Genomic DNA, 19836 nt, shown 5'->3' with positions numbered 1-19836 from the left:
ATAAAATGATGACAAAACTCTGGGGAATAGACCTTGGTGGAACTAAGATTGAAGCGGCAGTACTTAAGTCGAAAGATGACCCAACACCTCTTGTTCGAAAGCGAATAGAAACAGAAGCGGCTAAAGGGTATGAACATGTTTTAAGTAACATAAAAAAGCTTATCGATCTGGTAGCCGAAGAAGTTGGGGAGCATCCTTCAATTATAGGTATTGGAACGCCTGGGGCTATTGATCCTCCAACTGGGCTTCTGAAAAACTCCAATTCTCAGGCTATCAACAAAAAACCCTTTAAAAAAGACTTAGAAGCACTTTTGGGCATTCCTACACTCATGGCTAACGATGCCAATTGCTTTGCTTTAGCTGAAGCTAAAATGGGTATTGTTCCTGAAGTTGACCCTGAAGCCCAAGTAGTGTTTGGTGTAATTATGGGTACCGGTTGTGGCGGTGGAATAGTGGTGAACGGAAAGGTTTTGAATGGTAAACAAGGTATTGGTGGAGAATGGGGACATAACTTTTTAGATGCTTCTGGTGGGCCATGCTATTGCGGAAAAACTGGCTGTACCGAAACGGTAATTTCAGGAACTGGCTTAGAAAACTACTACGAACAACTGACCGGAACGCGCAAACGACTCAAAGACATATTGCCAGCAGCAAGAAGTGGAGAAGACGAAAACGCACTAAAAACGCTAGACAGATTAGTTCACTTTTTCGGCTTGGGCATTTCTACTATTATTAATGTGCTAGACCCAGATGTAATTGTCTTAGGTGGTGGTGTGGGCAACGTAGATGAGCTATACACCCGAGGGGTAGAAGAAGCCGAAAAGTACACCTTCAACCCCAGGTTAGAAACTAAAATAGTCAGGCCTAAACTCGGTGATAGTGCCGGTGTTTTTGGTGCCGCATTTTTGTGTGAGTGATAATTGAAATCATTGTAAAAACTGATAGGATCCTTCGTACCTCAGGATGACTGCTACAATACTCTTTCAATAAAAGGAACGTCACTGCCTAATTCTGATAATCGACAGAAGATTGTTTTAACCTAAAAGCCTATCGGATAAGTCATTCCGAGTGAGCGAGGAATCTTATCTATCATAGTAAATCAAACCCATTTCAATTAAAATGTCCCTGGATCAGGAGGCCATTTGGTAATTTGATCATTGAGAAAAAGCCATTTTGGATTGTATGAATTAATCAGGTCAACCTTCTTTTGTCTTGACCAACCCTTTATCTCCTTTTCTCTCTCAATACCCCCAATATTATTATGGTGGTATTCAAAGTAGATGAGATAATAACAATAGTATCTTCCAGCGAAGGTTCTTTTTTCTCCTCGATTTTGATAGTGTTGAATGAGTCGTTTTTCTAGATCATTAGTAACACCGACATAAAGTACCTTTTTCGAAGTATTAGTTAAAATATAAACATGAAGGCCTGCCATAAGTGTGGATTTATTGTTTTCAAGATAATAACTATGGGCTAATTGATAAGATCCTTCGTACCTCAGGATGACTGTTACCATGCTCTTTTGCTGAAGGGAATATCACTGCTTAATTCTGACAACCGACAGAAGATTGTTTTAACCTAAAAACCTCTCGGATAAGTCATTACGAGTAAGCGAGGAATCTTATTAAGCATTAAAGACTTACTTAGAGTGATATAGCCTTCAAGCCTCAGTATGACACTGTCACAAGAGTCGATTGTATAGTAATCATAAATGAAAAAACCTTCGACAGAATGGTCAAAGGTTTTTTCAAATTTTAGAGTAAAAAATCTTGGATTACCTAGTCCCTATCCTTACTATCAATTTTAGCACCCTCTGGCTTGGTGGTAGCGTTTTTCACATGCCGCTCTAACCAAGTATCCATCTCCCAAAGCATATGGAGAATAGACTCTTTTGCTGCATATCCATGACTTTCTTCTGGTAACATGACTAACCTAGCAGTTCCCCCATGGCCTTTCACAGCATTGTAAAAACGAATACTCTGAATAGGGAAAGTCCCTGAGTTATTATCTGCCTCACCATGAATAAGTAAAAGTGGCTCATTCACCTTATCCGCATGCATAAATGGCGACATGTAGTTATACAAATCTGGATCTTCCCAATAGCTTCTCTCTTCTCGCTGAAAACCGAATGGAGTAAGGGTTCTGTTATATGCTCCACTTCTGGCAATTCCTGCAGCAAACAAGTCTGAATGCGCCAATAAATTGGCGGTCATAAACGCACCATAGCTATGGCCTCCTACACCTACACGGTTTCTGTCGCCAACACCTAGTTCTGCCACAGCATCAATGGCCGCTTCAGCATTCATCACCAATTGCTCGCGGAAAGAGTCGTTTGGTTCTTTATCGCCTTCACCAATAATTGGGAATTCAGTATTAGCCATCACCGCATAACCTCTCAACACCCAGAACAATGGAGAGCCTGAGCTTACCCTTGTGAACGAATAAGGCGTTCCTCTTACCTGAGCAGCGGTTGCAATAGATTTGTATTCTCTTGGATATGCCCACATAAGCACTGGAAGCGGACCGTCTTTGGCCTTATCGTACCCTGCTGGGGTATAAAGTACAGCGGTTAAGTCTACCCCATCAGCCCTTTTGTATTTGATAATTTCCTTATTCACTTCCATCATTTCTGGTTGTGGATGAGGGAAATCCGTAATAGCCGTAAGTGTACCTTTCTTTAAGTCTCTGATGAAATAGTTCTGAGGCTCAGTTTCAGACTCACGGATAGTCATGATTTTGTCCGCCTTCTCAGTGATGATATCGATTGGTCTTTCGTAGTATGGAGCTTCAGACCTGAAAAGGATGTCTTGCTTTTTCGTTTTAAGGTTGAACCTACTCAAGAATGGTCTATCTCCTTCAGGAGAACCACCTACACTGCTCATGAATACCTCATCTTTATCGAATTTCAGAACGTATCTGCCATACTCATTTTTAATGGTCATTGGGTTACCCGGATCATTGTATCTGTCAGTAGTAGCTCTTTCAATGATCACATTTCCTGCTTGGCCAGGTTTGGTAGGGTCTATAATTGTGGCCTTCTCCATGCGGTTTGCCCACCACTGCTCGTTCAACCAAGCTCTTTTTTCATCTCCCCAAACTATACCACCATAACGTAGCGATGTTGTTGCCAGCTTAGTTGGCTGACCTTCAAAAGGTGCTGCCTGCATGTAAACGATATCGCGCTCATTAGTCTCCATGGCAGGGTCTCCACCATCATTCGCTTCTGCCCAGTACAATGTAGCTGGTGCATCGGCTCTCCAACTCACACTTCTCATTCCTAAGCGAGTGGCATCAAACCCTTTAGGACGAACCTCATCTAAAGCAATTTGAGCTAATACCTTCTTGTTGTTACCATTGGCACTCCATACCTCATAATTGAAAGGAAATCTGGAAGCAGGAACCAGGTAAGAAAAAGGCTTCTGAATTGTTTGTACCAGAATATATTCACCATTTGGTGACACATCGAATCCTTTGATAATTGCAGGTTGACCTATCTTTTTGGCATTCCCGTTCAGGTCTACATTTCTAAGTTGAACCGTAGTGTAATACTCGAAAAGTTGCTCATCATAAGCATTTTCAAGAAGGTCTTGATAAGTTCTAGAAGCAGCCTCAGCTCCTGCAGTTTCCTGAATTACTGGCCCTTTTGGTGCTCTTGGCTTAACAGGCGCATTACCTCTACCGTCTTTTACCGTACTTACTAAAAGTGACTGGCCATCAGGCATCCACTCAAAAGCAGATACATAAGCATTATTAATAATGGCTTCTGTTAGCTTTTTGGCCGATTTACTTTCTAGGTTAACCACCCAAAGTTCAATACCATCTTCTACTGTATTGGTAAAAGCAATCTTCTTTTCGTCATTAGACCAAGAAACATTACTGATGGCAGGCTTAGCCGGCATGTTAGAGAACTCAAAAGTCTCACCTGTTTTAATATTCTTCAAACTCAACCCAGTCATTGGGTTTTGTCTACTTCTACCATTTGTTGCGGGATTAATTCTAGTACCTCCAATACGCAATTCTGGGGCAGCAATATCCTCAATGCTCGGGTAACCTGGTCGCTCCATTAAAAGCATCCATTCTGCTTTAGAATCTATTCTTACCGCAGGAGTACTTGGTGCATCAATAAGTTTCGCGATAGCCTCTGGAGGCCGCTGATAGCCCTCTTGGGCAAAAATTGGTTGGCTGGTGTAGAACAAAATCGCTAGCACTGCTAACAGAAAAAGTCCATAGTTTCTTCTTTTCCGCATGGTTATAAGGTTTAGTGACTTTGAATTTACACCTAAAGACAAAAAGTACAATGCTGGCTGTTTCAGGAACTCATATTATGATTTAAACGGTTGAGAAAGGAAGTTAAGAAGCAGCTTCTCAAACTGGCTTCTCACCGAAAGAATAACGAAATTAAGTTCAAACCATCTTCAACAATATGGCCAGAGTACTGATTCTTTTTGCGCATCCGAAATTTGAACGGTCAAGGATAAATAAAGCCTTAATATCAAGTATAGATCAGACTTCTGATGTTACTATTCATGATTTGTATGAAAAGTACCCAGACTTTAACATAGATATAGACAAAGAAAAAAAGTTACTAGAAGAACACGATGTTGTGGTGTGGCACCATCCGTTTTATTGGTATAGCTGCCCTCCACTGCTTAAGCAATGGATAGATCTAGTCTTGGAGTACAACTGGGCATATGGGCCAAAAGGAAATGCACTTTTAGGTAAAAGAGCCATAAGCGTAATAACTACAGGTGGAAAAGAAGAAGTCTATTGCAGAGAGGGCAAAAACAACTATTCCATTAATGAATTTCTAAGACCATTTGAGCAAACCGCTACACTTTGTGGCATGTTTTATTTGCCTCCCTTTACTGTTACAGGGACTTATACGCTTACTGATGATGAGGTGGAAAATTATGCGCAGCAATACAAGGCAGCCATTAAATTATTATGTGAAGAAGAAGACTTTCACGCATTGAATCAGGCTGATTTTCTCAACAACATTCCTCAACTCAAAACGGCTATATCATGAGTGGAAACGTACTATTCGAGGCTATTGTATTTCTTCTGGGGGCTATCATTTGTGTGCCCATCGCTAAGCGCTTTGGGCTCAGTTCTGTGCTTGGGTACTTGCTTGCAGGTATTCTCATTGGCCCTTATGTAATAGGTTTTGTTGGCTCAGAAGGAGAAGACATTCTTCACTTTGCTGAGTTTGGGGTGGTTATTATGCTGTTTTTGATTGGACTAGAAATAGAGCCTAAAAACTTCTGGCGAATGAGAAAAAGCATTGTCGGAATGGGTGGAGGTCAAGTAATTGTTACTACTCTCCTTTCATTTGGACTTTTTCAGTTGGTAGGTTTTGGGTGGAACGTTTCTATCATTTTTGCTATGGCAGTGGCGCTATCTTCTACTGCCATTGTACTGCAAACCGTGAAAGAAAAAGGCATGATGGAAACACCAAGTGGTGCTGCCTCTTTCTCCATTCTGCTTTTTCAAGATATTATTGTTATTCCAATGCTGGCCATAATCCCGCTTTTAGCCAGCGAAAACTCACATACTGCTACAGGTGACGGACACAGTGAAGGACTGAAAGGATATTTGCTAGAAGGCTTGCCTATCGGTTTACAAGCCTTAACTATTGTGCTTTCTGTAGTTTCCGTGGTGTTAGCTGGTAGGTATTTGTTCGTCCCTATGCTTAGGCTAGTTGCACAAACCAAGGTAAGAGAGCTGCTAGTAGCATGTGGGTTGCTGATAGTCTTGGGGCTAGCATTAGCTATGGAATTGGTTGGTTTAAGCCCAGCCCTAGGTGCATTTTTAGGCGGAGTTGTACTGGCCACAAGTGAATTTAAGCATGAATTAGAAAGCAACTTAGAACCATTTAAGGGCCTACTGCTTGGGCTATTCTTTATTGCGGTTGGTGCCTCCATCAACTTTGTAGTGCTGAGCGAAAACCCGCTAATGATAAGCGGCCTTGTGGTGGGTATCATCCTGATGAAAGCCATAATCATTTATGTAGTAGCATACATATTCAAATTAAAGATGGACCAAAGACTCTTACTAGGAGTTGGTTTGGCTCAGGTAGGTGAATTTGCCTTTGTAATTCTATCATTCGCTTTTCAGCTCAATATTTTAGACCGAGAACATTTAGACATTATGCTGGTGGTAACTGCCCTTTCCATGACGCTGACACCCTTTTTAAATGTGCTCAATGAAAGGCTTGTTTTACCAAGAGTGGGTACTAAAAAGTCTGAGGCCAGATCAATGGATCATATTGCCAAATCGCACCGAACCATTTTAGTTGGCTTCGGACATTTCGGAAGTACGGTTGGCAGGTTTCTTCGGTCTCATGGAATTGAAGCCACCATTCTAGACCAAGACTCTTCACGAGTAGACATTCTTCGTAAAATGGGTTTCGAGGTATATTATGGTGACGCTACCAGAAAAGAGCTTCTTGAGTCTGCTGGAATTGCGGAGGCTGACACCCTCATCTGTGCCATAGACAATCCAGACGTAACCATGGATTTGGTGAAGTTGGTGCAAAAAAACTACCCTAATGTTCGGCTTATGGTAAGAGCCAAAAGCAGAATTGACGCTTATGAGCTTCTAAACATGGGCATTGAGAACGTTTACAGAGAAACCCTAGATACTTCTGTAAAATTGGCAACCGATGTGCTCAGCCATATGGGCTTTAGAAAGTATAGCCTGTTTAGGCAAGGCCAAAATTTTATAAAATATGACGAAGACAGTCTGAAGCGTCTTTCCGAGAAACCTTCCAATAGCGAAGAGTACATTTTTAAAGCGAAGGAAGAAATTGAGCAACAAGAAAGACTTCTGGAGGAAGACCTCAAGCGAGGTTTGGTAGAAGAAGACCACCATTGGGATAGCGAGCAAATCAGACTTTCTCAGAAGTAAGCCCTTACTAATGAGCTCCATCAGGTTTATTACGAAATAATTCGTAGATAAATTCCTATTACGAAAATCTTCGTATATAATTGAAGTACGAAACAAATCGTACTATGATTAAACCTACCGAAAGTGAGCTGGAAATCCTGAACATTCTATGGAATGAGGGGCCTTCGAACGTAAGAACCGTCAACAACATCATCAATCAGCAAAAAGAAGTTGGCTACACAACTACTTTAAAGTTGTTGCAGATAATGACACAAAAAGGCTTGGTAGAAAGAGATGAAAGCGCTCGAACTCATATCTATTCTGCCAAAGTAAAGGCAGAAGATATTCAGGGAGAAATGCTGGATAAATTGCTCAATACGGCCTTTGGTGGTTCTGCCAGCAAACTGGTGCTAAGCGCACTAGGCTCAGGAAAAACCTCCGCTAAAGAGCTAGAAGAAATAAAAGCACTCATTCAGAAATTGGAAAACGATGGACACCAGTAATCACATACTAGAAGCGCTAGGCCTCAGCTTAGTACATTCACTTTGGCAGGGAGCTTTACTGCTTTTCTTAGTGCTCTTAGCCTTGGTGACGCTCCGCAACAAAAGAGCGAAAGTCAGGTATAACATTACCTTGGCGGGAATTGCCTTACTTCCTATCATTCTAGCCTTCAACCTATACTTCTTCTGGCCAAATGCTTATGTGGAAAACTCTGTACCAGCCCAACTACTTACCGAAAGCAACTCATTTGACTTACCCACAGATTTTCAACCTATTAGCCTTAATCAGGAAAGTAACACCACCATGCTATGGCTAAAGAAAAATGCTTCAACCATAGCCTTCATTTGGTTTGTGGGTGTGGGGCTATTCTTTCTTAAGATTATCGGTTCTTTCATCTGGATGAAAAGGCTTGTTAATAACTCTGGTTTTTTGGAGGCTGAAGGCCTAAATGAGCTGTTGAATAAGGTTAAACACACTTTAAGTATCCGAACAAAAGTCCAGCTGAGGTCTAGTCATTGGATCAAAAGCCCCATCATTTTAGGAGTCATCCGACCTACCATTTTCTTTCCTATTGGCTTAATCGAAGGGCTTTCTGTAGAGGAGGTAGAAGCCATTCTATACCATGAACTGGCTCATTTAAAACGAAACGACTTTGTTATCAACATCATTATCAACGTATTACAGATAGTATTTTTCTATCACCCTGCTTATTGGTGGATGAAAAGCCAGCTTGACAATGAGCGTGAATATGCCACCGATGAGTTGGCACTCAAATACTCAGAAAAGAAGCTCCCTATGATCAAAGCCTTGGCTAAAGTTCAAGCTTTCAGCATGAACCAACCTGGCCTTGCCTTTGCGGGAAACTCAAAAAATCAGGTCCTTAAACGCATTAACATTATGATGAATTCAAAACAACAACCCAATTGGCTCAGTGCCACCTTTACCATCGCCATACTGCTGGTCGCATTTGGCCTAATGAGTGTGCAGGATACCCAGTCGAAAACCAAAAATGCAGAAGAAAACCTACCTGCTTCCATGCTCTTAGGTTTAGATTCGGCCACTCATTCTGAAACTATTCAGCCGAGTATCAGTAACCCTGAATTTGATAGTGCTCCTCTGCCACAAGACAATGATAGCGTGGCAGTATCTAAAGCTATTTTGGAAATGGTCAATAAACCAAAAGCCTTCATCTTCGAATTTGATGAGAACGGAGAACTGCTACAAATTACAAAAGATGGAAAGGAGCTAAAAAGCTCTGAGCTCATTAACTATAAGCAAGCCTACACCAAACTAGTGAGCCTTGGGCTTACAAAACCAAAAACATCCTCAAATTCCTATGAAGAGCAAGTCCGAAATGAATTGAGACAGAGAGAAGCTATCCTTCAAGAAGAGAGGAATAGAGTAGAAAAACGACTAGAACAGATTCAAAACTTAGAAAACAATCGAGATAAGGTTCAACAAGAAAGAGTCAATGTATATCAAGAAAGGTTAGATAAACTCACCAAAGACATAATAGAGACAAAGAAAGTACTAGAAAATAATGCTGAAATAGATGCAGAACTAGAAAAGCGTTACTCGAAAGAAAGAAACAGTACAACCAGTGGCACATATAGCTTGATGCAATTCCCTGGTGGAGCTGAAAATCGAGATCTCTTCAGGTCAATAAATATTAAATATAGTCTGAATGGCTCAGAACCTTTATTGGTGATTGATAATATAGTCATACCAGGTAAAAAGCTAACAGACCTTTCTGACTCCTTGATACTCAAAATTCGAAAAGTAGAATTCTACACAGGAAATAGAATGAAAGAGGTAATTGCCTTTGATAAGTTCAACGACTATCGAGAAGTAATAAGAATTACCAACCAAGACCCTGAGATAAACAAGCCAACTGACAAAGCCCAATTTATTCTAGACGAAAATTTCGAACCAAAGCAAATACTTGTCAATGGAATAGAACTTACTGGCAACGAAAAAGAAAGGGCATTAAACGAATATAGAAGGCATAGGGAGTTGGAGTTTCTTAACAGAGAAAGCCAAAAACTGAACACGTTGATTCAGCTTTATGAAAACCAAGGAATGAATGATTTAGAAATTAAAGGTCAGTTTTTGGATGCCTTGAATAGAAAAGATCTTCTTACCGACAGAATATCAAATACTTATCAGTTCATTGGAGAAAATACAGGCATTCCGAAGATTAATTATGCCTCAATCGGTATTCAATATAAAATGGACTCCCTCTCCATCAACAATATTTTGGGTAACCCCAATCAAAGTGTGTTTTACCTCAATAAATCCAATAGGGAAGACATTTTAAACCATACTCTAACCACCCTTGAAAGAACTAAAGTGGCAATAGAGTTAAATGGAAAACTCAAAAAGGATTGGAGTTTAGAAGACATTAAGTCAAAATTAAACATTCAAAAGATCGGTAAGCTGACCATTGTTAAAGGAAAAACCATGTATAACTACCATTCAAAGCGAAAACTTGGTAATGCTTCTTCCTTACTTATAGTCGAAACTGAAAAATAGTTTAAGCCGCCCAGTGCGGCTTTTTTTATGTTCATCTGCCAAACATTCGAGGCCATTCCCTACTTTTAAGTCTATGGCTAAAGTATTAATTACAGGAGGGACTGGTCTAGTTGGCTCAAGACTTATTCCACTACTTAAATCTAAAGGGCATGAAGTGGTTGTACTCAGCAGGTCTAAAGATGCTTCTAAACCATACCCCATTTTTGAATGGGACTATAAGAAGGAATACATTGAAAGTGGTGCGTTTAATGGAGTAGAGGCTGTCATTCACCTTGCTGGTGCGGGAGTGGCAGACAAAAGGTGGACAGCAGAACGCAAGGAAGAAATATACAATAGCCGTACTAAGACCTCTTTTTTACTCTATAACACGCTAAAAAACATAGATAACAAAGTTAAAACCTTTATTTCTGCCTCTGCCATTGGCTATTATGGACTAGATACTGGAACCACCAACCTAAAAGAAACAGCGCCTGTTGGGCACGATTTTCTAGCCCACGTAGTAGATGCTTGGGAAACTTCAACTAGCAAGGTAACAGACCTTGATATTCGCTTGGTACAACTCCGAATTGGCGTGGTCTTTAGCAAAGAAGGAGGCGCTTTAGTAGAACTACTCAAGCCACCGGTAGCCGCTCCTTTAGGCAACGGAAAACAATATATGAGCTGGATTCATATAGACGATCTTTGCAAGATGTTCCTTTACGCATTAGAGAACGATCAAATGGTAGGCACTTACAATGCTGTAGGACCAAAACCTGCCACCAACCGAGAAGTTACAGAAGCAGCTGCTAAAGCTTTCGACAAAAAATATGTTCCAATTCCAGTACCTGGTCTTGCACTAAAGGTAGTTCTAGGCGAAATGGCCAAAATGGTTGTGGGAGGAAATAGAGTAAGTAGTGAAAAGATTATGGAAGCTGGTTTTGAGTATGATCACCCTAAACTAGAGCCAGCACTAAAACACCTCAAATCCATGTAATTAGAGATCAAAGCAGTAAGTTCATTAAAACTTAAAGGAACTTTGATATGGTGCATCCGTTTAGAAAAAGGTTTTCACCTATGTTTAACTCAAACAGAATAATATGAACAACGAAGATAAAATCAAGCAGGCATTTAGAGACAGAGATTGGAACGAAATTAAGACCCACGACTCTTGGGTAATTTTTAAAGTAATGGCCGAAATGGTTGAAGGCTTTGAAAAGCTCGCTAAAATTGGCCCTTGTGTATCTATCTTCGGTTCTGCCAGAACTAAGCCCGGCACTGAATATTATCAAATGGCAGAAGATATTGCAGCCAAGTTGGTCAGACACGGTTACGGAGTTATTACTGGTGGTGGACCAGGCATTATGGAAGCCGGAAACAAAGGCGCCAGAAGTGAAAACGGAAAATCCGTTGGGCTAAACATTGAGCTACCGCATGAGCAAGGCAATAACATTTACATAGACCCAGATAAACTCATTACGTTCGATTATTTCTTTGTGCGCAAAGTTATGTTTGTTAAGTACTCTCAAGGCTTTGTGGTTATGCCGGGTGGGTTTGGAACATTAGATGAGCTTTTTGAAGCCATTACGTTAATTCAAACTAACAAAATTGGGCGCTTCCCAATTGTTTTGGTTGGTGAAGCATTCTGGTCTGGGCTTATAGATTGGGTAAAAGGCACTATGTTGAAATTCGGAAATATTAGTAATACCGATTTAGATCTGATAAGCATAGTAGAAACCCCAACAGATGCGGTAAGAGTAATCGATGAGTTCTATTCTAAATACTTGCTTTCTCCGAATTTCTAATGACAAAACATATACTGTTCGATTGTGACGGAGTTCTGATCGACACTGAAATTGTAGCTGCAGAAGTAGTAACCAACTGGCTTATTTCTGAAGGCGTAGATATTAACATTGAAACCTTTATAGCCGATTATACAGGTAAAACTTTCACAGACATTTTAGAAATCTTGAAGGCTAAACAGCTGCTAGCAGCTAGCACAGCAACTCGCGAGGCAGTGGCTTTCATGGATGAGGAGATAAGGCGAAACATGCGTCCTATTGTTGGCGTCAAAGAAATGCTATCTGGCGTTCCCGTTACTGCAAGTATGGTTTCCAATAGTGCCGAAGACTACGTGTTAGAGGCCATAGAATTATTAGAAGCCAATCATATATTCCAGAAAAGAGTGTTTTCTGCCGAAATGGTACCTAAGGGAAAACCTGACCCTGCAGTTTATCTGTTGGCTTTAGAAAAATTGAACCTTAACAAAGAAGAGGTTTTGGTTATAGAAGACAGTGTTGCTGGAGTAACCGCCTCTACGGCTGCTGGCTTAAAAACGGTAGGTTTTTTAGGTGGAACTCATGTAAGAAACGGACATGGAGAAAAGCTGAAACAGCTAGGTGCTTTAGACTTAGTGAGAAGCCATAAGGAACTCACAGAATATCTTTCTGGAATCTAGAACCTACCAAACTTTAGAATTATACCGTAGTTAACACCCTCTAGTGCAGAGGCTTTGATAATATCCTGGTTGTTATCTCGGTTCAGGAAGTCTGAACCAGATATACTTCTATAGCTAAAGCCTGCTCCAATTTTCAAGAACTTCGCCACATTAACCTCTAACTCAGCTCCAACTTCTATCATAAAAAAGGCTTCAGAATTTTCAGGATCTATAGGCGCAAATGGGTCTTCCGACTCAACATAATTATAACCACCTGCCCCTAGAGTAAGCGGTAAATTTATGTGAATAACACTCTTTGGGAACAGTACATATTCTATAGCTAAACCACCATAACCGCCTTCTACTCTGATATCTTTTTGCAAAGTTTCGCTGTAGAAACTTTTAGATAATAAGGCGTTTGCATTAAAGCCAACTCCAGTTCTGATAGATGGATAATACATAATCCGCCCACCAATTAAAAAGGCATCCAAATTATCTAGTGGAGCGAAACCGGTATAAAGACCCAGACCCATCCTGAATTTCCTATCATCGGTAGCCCTTTTCTCTTTCTTCTCGCGCTTCGTGTTTTTTCTGTTCTCACTGGCAATTTCGTCCCAAATAGAGGGTTGTGGTGCCTCTTCCTTAAACTTCGGTAGCAAGAGTGAATAGTCTAAGGCTAAGGGATTAGCTTGGTAAGCATAGGGCTCATAAGGCCGCATGTTCCACCTAGGAATAAAAGTACTTGTTTGTGCAAGTAGAGATGATGTAGGAGCTCTAACCTGTGAGCCAAATGAATCTACACTATCGTCCACCGTGGGGTTTGCCAAAGAGTCTAAGCTTGCTTGCTTTTCCTGTTGATTCATCTGCTGAGTGGGAACAGGCTCGCTTTTCTCAATAATGGCTGCTTTTTGAACAGTGGAACTTGAACTAACTACAATGGAGGGTGATACGCTTGGTTGAGTTCTAATGGTGTCTAAAACCTCTTGCTGCGAATCAGGTTTTGGGGTGATTTTCTTTCTCAACAAAACCTGACCATTCATTTCATGCATTTCAACTGACTGACCCAAAAACAACTCAGTGACCACTGAAGCTAATGCAGTATTATGTCTATTGATACTAACTCGCTTTTTTACATCAAAAACTTCTGGTGAATAAACAAATGACAGCGATTCGGTTTCTAGAGATTTCAGAATCTCTTCAATAGATGTATTGCTAAAACTAACCGTCACCTGAGTTTGAAGCAAAGACTGTCTTTGGCCAAAAGCTAATGCCTGACAGAGAATGAGCATAAAACAAATGACTACAGCTTTCATCTTCAATTAGGTACTACAAAAGTAAGTATTTGAGCCTGTAAAACACTGAAAGTGAAATTACAGGCTCGTTAACAAATGGTCAGTTTTAGCTTAAGTTTTTAAAATTTTCCAAATTTCAGAGTGAGTGCTGTGCTGAATCCTGTAAGTGCATCTCGGTCTAAGATTCTATTGCCAGAGTCTATATAAGTCATTTCCATATCTGATGTAACTCTATATTTCACTCCTACGCCAAAGCGTACAAAAGGCAGGAGGTTGAACTCTACATCTACCCCAGGTTCTACCACAAAAAAGGCATGTGAATCTTCCGACTCGTAAAACTCAAAGTCGCGATTAGAACGAACGTAGCTAACGCCTCCAGCTCCAATAGTAACAGGAAAACTCAAGTGGATTGGACTTTTCGGCATGGCAATAAACTCTAACATTAATCCGCCATAGCCACCTGTGGTAATGTATCTAGAACCAAGTGTGGCATCATCAATTCTTTCGGTCATGAAGCCAGTTCCTGAAAGTCCGATTCCAAACTGATGATTAATGAGCCAAGCACCTTGACCTCCAATAGTAAGAGCATCGGCCCCTCCTATCTGAGTATACCCTACATGCACTCCCCCATAGCCTCCGTTCGAACGAATTCCTCCGTTATTAAACAGCGTTCTCATAGGTTCGTCTTCTTGGGCTTGCAGGTTAATCGCTGCGAAAAACACTGCCACCATCAAAATGGCTTTGAATAATTTGTTGTTCATGATATTTCGAGTTGTAAGTTCTTAGTTGCAAGAGCCGCCACTGACCAAAATGGTCTCTTGCTGTTTATTAAATGATGTATTAAAAAGTATTTCTAAAGTGTTTAATATGCTATCCAAATCTTCCTGATCGTATCGAGCCGTCAATGTACAGCTAGCAAATGCTGCATTTTCCATTTCGAATCGAACATTATATGCATTGCCTATATCTTGAAAGACATCGCTCATTTTGGCGTTTTCAAAAACCAAAGTGCCTGTTTGCCATGCCTGAAAGTTTCTATTTGTGTTCTCAGTTTTTTCCAACAGCCCATTCGGGCCCAATGCTACACGCTGACCAGGCGTAAGCACCACTTTCTCGTTTGGAGTAGAAAAACTAACCTTTCCCTCCACCAAAACCAGTTCAAAACCAGTATGGGAAGTAGCTGTTTTTAAGTTGAATGAGGTTCCCAAAACCACGGTTTCAGTATCGTCAGCATTAATAATAAATGGCTTCTGCGGATTACTCACCACATCAAAAAATGCCTCTCCTTCAAACGTAACCCTTCTTTCGTCTTCAAATTCTTCTGGGTATTTGAGGGTAGCACCTTTTTTGAGAGTTACTACAGAACCATCTGGCAGCGTAAAATCAGACTGCTCTTGTGCTGTAATGCTCAATTGCTCAGGCGGACTGTAGAGTAAGCTTTTCGCTAAAAAGCTAGCCGAAACTATGAATACCACCGCAGCGGCAATTCGCCAGAATATTTTAGAATTACCAGCCTTCTGCTGATTCACTTTAGACTGAACTCCTTGCCAGTTTTGGTCTAAGTCTATGCTGTCTAATAGTGAAAACGACTCTGCATTGGACCAAAGCGACTTGAGCTGTTCAATGTATTTCGCATTTTCTTCCGAATCGGCCATCCATGCTTCCATAGCCTCTCTTTCCTCGGCTGTGGCCGTATCTGAAAGGAACTTCAGCATCAATTCATTCGATATGTCGTTCGGGTTTTTCATTGCTTTTCATGGATATGACGAGTGAATCAAAATTCACACGTACGGGTAAGTAAATTTTTTTTTCGAGTCAGCTAATCCAAAAGGAAACCGCCAACAATACCGCCTTCAAATACGGATAAATATCTTCTCTCAGTCGCTTTAGTGCTTTACTGATTTGTGTTTCTACGGTGCGTTTAGAAATATTCAGCTCATCGGCAATCTCTTGATTCTTTTTGCCTTCGAACCGATTCATCTTGAAAATAAGCTGGCATTGTTCCGGCAGTTGCTTAATGCTGTAGTAAATTTTTTCTTGTAATTCAGACTGAAGCATAAGCTCTTCACTATTGAGCCCCTCCACATCAGTATCGGCCTTAATTTCCACATGATGTTTTTCGCGTGTCTTAGTAGATCGGATAAGATCGATACATCTATTCCGCACAGATTGATACAAGAAAGCTTTTAGCGAACTATGGAATTGTAAGCGATCTCTCTGCTCATAGAGCTTTACAAAAACATCTTGAACCAGATCTTCAGCCGCCTCTTTGTCCAAAGAAAACTTGGTAGCAAAAAGTACCAACACCTTAAAATACAGCTCAAAAGTTTCTTGAAAAGCGGTTTCATCTCCCCTAGAGAGGCGCTGTTGTAGTGCTACATCTTGCTGGTTAGACATGCTGCAAAGTAGAAGAAAATTGCTGAATGAATATTGGAAAACTTATAGCGATTCATTTACTTTGAATCTCAAAGTACTTTTGATATGTCAGATAAATACATTCAGGATATAGCGGAGATTCGCCAGATGATGGAGAAGTCTTCACGCTTTATTTCTCTCAGTGGCCTTTCTGGAGTAATGGCAGGAATTTATGCGCTCATTGGTGCCTACGTTGCCTGGAAGTTGGCCTATACTAGCGAAACGCTGGTTTACGACCAACTAATTGTGAGAGATGTGAGAGGAAACCTGACTTGGTTGATGCTAGATGCCGCGGCAGTTCTCTTGTTAGCCATTATTACGGGTGTATACCTGACAAGACAAAAAGCCAAAAAACAGGGAGTCAAAACTTGGGATAAAACAGCTCAGCGACTATTAATTAATCTTTTGATTCCACTTGCAACAGGAGGAATATTAGTCGTTATCTTTTATTACCAAGGCCTTATTGGCCTTATTGCTCCCACTACTTTGATCTTTTATGGCCTCGGTTTAATTAATGCTAGCTATTATACTTATCGCGATGTGAGATTTCTTGGTATTTCTGAAGTAGTTTTGGGCTTGGTTGCTTCGGCCGTTATTGGCTATGGCTTACTAATTTGGGCCATAGGCTTCGGTGTACTGCACATCATTTACGGAGCCATGATGTACTTTAAATACGAGAAATAAGTGGATATCCACAATCTGAATAAAGCTTTTGAAAGCAGGGTCCGGCTAGGGATCATGTCGGCATTGATGGCCAATGAATCGTTGGACTTTAACAGACTTAAGGAGCTGTTGAACCTGACCGATGGCAATTTGGCTAGCCACTTAAAAGCTTTGGAGAAAGAAGAGTATATCGAAGTGTCTAAAACCTTCGTTGGAAGAAAACCAAACACACAATATATGGTCACAAAAACAGGAAAACAGTCATTCAAAGCACATATAGACGCCTTGGAACAATTGATAAAGAACACACAGTAAAAAAATTTACGCTTATACTTTGTAACTCAAAGTACTTTTAAAACAACAAAATGGAAAACAACACAAACAGTACAGTATTTGATAAGATCAACTACTCCATCAAAAATTCGGTCAGTATAAAATTACTCTCAATCGGCTTTCTTATAGCTATCCTACTCATTCCTAATAGCATGATTAAATCGTTGATATCGGAGAGAGAATTCAGGCAAGAAGAGGCTATTCGAGAGATTTCCAGCAGTTGGGCTTCACCTCAACAAATCACTGGTCCAATTCTTACCATTCCTTTCGAGGCTATTCTAGTGTTAGACGATGGTAAGGAGATCAGCACCATCAAATACGCTCACTTTTTGCCGGAAAAGCTTAAGGTGGTGGGTGACATCAACCCAAAGTCGAGAAAAAGAGGAATATATGAAGTAGCACTGTATGAAACCCAACTTCAACTTGAAGGGACATTTTCTCAGCCAGATTTCAGCAAGCTCATTAAGGAAGACGATATTATTTTATGGGATATGGCCACCATAAGCATTGGCATTCCAGACATGCGAGGCATACAGAACAAGATCGAAATTCAGATCAATGATAAACCGTATTTGATGGAGTCTGGCATTCCAAAGAAGTTTGCTCTTCAACTTGCTCACGCAAATGAAAACCAATACTCAACATCGAGAAGAGCCGAATATCAAAGTGGCGTTTCAGCAAATATTGATTGGTCAGAAGAACTTAAGTCTGCCAGCTTTTCAACCCAACTCAGTCTTCATGGTACTCAATCGCTGAAGTTCAACCCAATTGGAAAAAGTACCATAGCTAAGCTCAATTCCCCTTGGCCTCACCCGAGTTTTGAAGGTCAGTTTTTACCGGATAACCATGAAGTAACCGAAAGCGGATTCAGTGCAGAATGGTCTATTTTCGACCTAAATAGAAATTACCCTCAGCAATGGGTGGGCAGTGAACATAGAATTGCAGATTCTGAGTTTGGTGTTAAGCTTTTTCAACCAGTAGATAACTATCAGCAAAACACTCGTTCGGCCAAATATGCAGTGCTGATTCTCTTCCTCACCTTTATCACGTTTTTCTTTATTGAAATTCTTAACAAAAAGAGAATTCACCCAATCCATTACATATTGGTCGGGCTCACACTAACCATATTCTATACCCTACTTTTATCTATTTCAGAACACCTCAATTTTAGTGCGGCCTACTGGATTTCATCCCTGGTAATCATTGCCATGATTTCGCTGTACTCCATGTCTATTCTGAAGAGCAAAAAGCTAGCAGGTATTTTATTCATGTTCTTCAGCATCATTTACACCTTTGTATTCGTTGTGCTGAAATTAGAAGATTACGCGTTGCTTTTCGGGAGCGTTGGCCTACTAATTGTACTAGGCATATGCATGTATCTTTCAAGAAATATAGATTGGTATAATATTAAAGCTAAAGGAGGGTTGAACCATGCAGCAACAGAAGCTTAAGTTTCTACTAAAATTTAGCTTAGTGTTAGTAAGAATCTATTGTTGGTTTAGGCAGAAAAAGAACCTAGAGAGGCTATTAGCCGCCTTTCTATTAGTCCCTGCCATACTTCTACTTATCCCTAGCTATACATTTAAACTCACCCTGTTACAGTCTTTTTTGTTTCAGGCAATGTTAGTGTATGGAGCGCTGAGTGTTTTCTGGATCGTAAAGCACCATTACCGATTAGCGGGTGTCAATTTTGTAATCTACTTTCTCCTTCTGGTAAAAATCAGTGGGCCAATCAGCAAGACTTATAGAATAGATCAGGGGGAAGAATCACTCAAAGTACTTCAATTCAACGTACTTTCTATTAATGATAAGTATGACGAAACCATCAATAGCGTATTGAATCTAGACCCAGATTTTGTCTCCTTTCAAGAGGTTAGTCATCAATGGGCAGAATCTCTTGTTGGTGGCCTTAGTGCTGACTATCCATTTTACAAAGTTGTTGAACACGAAAACCAAGGCCAAGGCATTGCGGTGTTCAGCAAATATCCTTTCCAAGAGGTTGAAGAAGTTCATTTAGATGAAACAGCCAACATTACGGGTAAAATCTTGGTGGGAAATGAAGCCGTTAACTTCTTGGCTTTGCACACCAAGTCACCAACAACCAGAAGTAAGTGGAACAACAGAAATCAGCACCTCAAGTGGGCAGAAGAATACGTCAATAATCAACCTGGGGAATTTTTAGTCTTAGGCGACTTTAACACCGTGCCTTGGGACAATAGAATGCTACATTTTCAGTCTTCTACAAAGCTCACGGATAGCCGTAAAAAGCTGACTCCAACCTACCCGACTTGGAATCCATTTATTGCGCAAATTCCGATAGACTACATCCTCCACTCCAAAGGAATTGGCTGCGACTCACTCGATGCAGTTAGAATCACTTCTGACCACAAAGCGATTATGGGTAGTTTCTTAGTGGCGGGGAAATAAAACCTTGAGCAATCACCACAACCAACCTTTGAAAAACTTGAAATTCTTAGGAATGGCTCAAGTCGAAAAAATGATGAGCCTCTGGGTTAAGGTTTGTCAAAGGTTAATACCGAGTGACAGTCCAACTACTTTCCCATCCTGAGCTTGCCGAAGGATCAGCCCAACAGAAAGGATCATCCAAAACTCTGAAAACAACTAATCATCAGCGTCCTCTAAGAGAGACACTGATGGTGATGTAGAAGAACCTTTGACAAACTTATATCTCCAAAACCTCCACAGCAATTGACTTTAAAGCAATAGCTTACTCAAGTTTGTCAAAGGTAGACACTGCACCTTCCCATCCTGAGCTTGCCGAAGGATCTGCCCAATAAAAAG

At 40.6% G+C, this 19836-nt stretch carries 18 protein-coding genes; 12 read left to right on the top strand and 6 right to left on the bottom strand.

From position 1 onward, the window contains the following. The first annotated feature begins 8 nt into the window (after positions 1-8). Entirely contained in the window at positions 9-917 is a 909-nt protein-coding gene (locus tag T7867_RS06760; protein ID WP_221405973.1) for an ROK family protein, read from the top strand. Positions 918-1114: 197 nt separating this feature from the next. Here the strand turns inward: T7867_RS06760 and T7867_RS06755 are convergent, their stop codons facing one another. After that, positions 1115-1516, bottom strand: coding sequence for a GIY-YIG nuclease family protein (locus T7867_RS06755; protein ID WP_317038745.1), 402 nt, complete (start codon positions 1514-1516; stop codon positions 1115-1117). 262 nt (positions 1517-1778) lie between these two features. Beyond that, positions 1779-4247, bottom strand: coding sequence for a S9 family peptidase (locus T7867_RS06750; RefSeq protein ID WP_273514403.1), 2469 nt, complete (start codon positions 4245-4247; stop codon positions 1779-1781). A 176-nt stretch (positions 4248-4423) separates the two neighbouring features. Here T7867_RS06750 and kefF point away from each other — a divergent pair, with 176 nt between their 5' ends. From kefF to T7867_RS06715, 7 genes are all read left to right on the top strand, one after another. After that, positions 4424-5026, top strand: a complete 603-nt coding sequence (gene kefF / locus T7867_RS06745) for a glutathione-regulated potassium-efflux system oxidoreductase KefF (protein ID WP_068217122.1) — start codon at positions 4424-4426, stop codon at positions 5024-5026. Then, positions 5023-6906 (top strand): monovalent cation:proton antiporter-2 (CPA2) family protein, encoded by a 1884-nt coding sequence (locus T7867_RS06740; RefSeq protein WP_068217120.1) that lies wholly within the window; start codon positions 5023-5025, stop codon positions 6904-6906. The genes kefF and T7867_RS06740 overlap by 4 nt, the downstream gene beginning before the upstream one ends. Before the next feature lie 104 nt (positions 6907-7010). Continuing rightward, complete coding sequence (locus tag T7867_RS06735) at positions 7011-7388, top strand: BlaI/MecI/CopY family transcriptional regulator (protein ID WP_068217118.1); 378 nt, start codon at positions 7011-7013, stop codon at positions 7386-7388. After that, positions 7375-9918, top strand: a complete 2544-nt coding sequence (locus T7867_RS06730) for a M56 family metallopeptidase (RefSeq protein WP_322299990.1) — start codon at positions 7375-7377, stop codon at positions 9916-9918. Before T7867_RS06735 ends, T7867_RS06730 begins: the two co-directional genes overlap by 14 nt. Before the next feature lie 73 nt (positions 9919-9991). Continuing rightward, entirely contained in the window at positions 9992-10891 is a 900-nt protein-coding gene (locus tag T7867_RS06725) for a TIGR01777 family oxidoreductase (protein WP_068217114.1), read from the top strand. Between the two features lie 103 nt (positions 10892-10994). After that, a complete protein-coding gene (locus T7867_RS06720) occupies positions 10995-11699 on the top strand; it encodes an LOG family protein (protein ID WP_068217112.1) in 705 nt (234 codons plus the stop codon). After that, entirely contained in the window at positions 11699-12352 is a 654-nt protein-coding gene (locus T7867_RS06715; RefSeq protein ID WP_068217110.1) for an HAD family hydrolase, read from the top strand. Before T7867_RS06720 ends, T7867_RS06715 begins: the two co-directional genes overlap by 1 nt. Here the strand turns inward: T7867_RS06715 and T7867_RS06710 are convergent. From T7867_RS06710 to T7867_RS06695, 4 genes are all read right to left on the bottom strand, one after another. Continuing rightward, the gene (locus T7867_RS06710; protein WP_068217108.1) at positions 12349-13644 is read right to left on the bottom strand and encodes an STN domain-containing protein; all 1296 of its coding nucleotides are present in this window, start codon (positions 13642-13644) and stop codon (positions 12349-12351) included. The two genes, T7867_RS06715 and T7867_RS06710, sit on opposite strands and share 4 nt — an antisense overlap. Before the next feature lie 98 nt (positions 13645-13742). Further along, positions 13743-14384, bottom strand: a complete 642-nt coding sequence (locus tag T7867_RS06705) for a hypothetical protein (protein WP_068217106.1) — start codon at positions 14382-14384, stop codon at positions 13743-13745. A 21-nt stretch (positions 14385-14405) separates the two neighbouring features. Further along, positions 14406-15371: a FecR family protein gene (locus T7867_RS06700; RefSeq protein WP_068217104.1), complete on the bottom strand. Its 966-nt coding sequence runs from the start codon at positions 15369-15371 to the stop codon at positions 14406-14408. Positions 15372-15438: 67 nt separating this feature from the next. After that, positions 15439-16020 (bottom strand): RNA polymerase sigma-70 factor, encoded by a 582-nt coding sequence (locus T7867_RS06695; protein ID WP_068217101.1) that lies wholly within the window; start codon positions 16018-16020, stop codon positions 15439-15441. 84 nt (positions 16021-16104) lie between these two features. Between T7867_RS06695 and T7867_RS06690 the strand changes: the two genes are divergently transcribed. The 4 genes from T7867_RS06690 to T7867_RS06675 are packed head-to-tail and all read left to right on the top strand — an operon-like array spanning position 16105 to position 19461. Continuing rightward, positions 16105-16722 (top strand): hypothetical protein, encoded by a 618-nt coding sequence (locus T7867_RS06690; protein ID WP_068217100.1) that lies wholly within the window; start codon positions 16105-16107, stop codon positions 16720-16722. Continuing rightward, positions 16723-17016, top strand: coding sequence for a winged helix-turn-helix domain-containing protein (locus T7867_RS06685; protein ID WP_262501394.1), 294 nt, complete (start codon positions 16723-16725; stop codon positions 17014-17016). It abuts the gene before it with no gap. A gap of 50 nt (positions 17017-17066) precedes the next feature. Next, a complete protein-coding gene (gene creD / locus T7867_RS06680) occupies positions 17067-18485 on the top strand; it encodes a cell envelope integrity protein CreD (protein WP_068217096.1) in 1419 nt (472 codons plus the stop codon). Beyond that, positions 18466-19461: an endonuclease/exonuclease/phosphatase family protein gene (locus T7867_RS06675; RefSeq protein WP_068217094.1), complete on the top strand. Its 996-nt coding sequence runs from the start codon at positions 18466-18468 to the stop codon at positions 19459-19461. The genes creD and T7867_RS06675 overlap by 20 nt, the downstream gene beginning before the upstream one ends. Positions 19462-19836: the final 375 nt, after the last annotated feature.

The sequence above is a fragment of the Roseivirga spongicola genome, from assembly GCF_034376045.1.
GTDB lineage: Bacteria > Bacteroidota > Bacteroidia > Cytophagales > Cyclobacteriaceae > Roseivirga > Roseivirga spongicola.
This window is presented reverse-complemented; position numbering and strand designations above follow the sequence as displayed.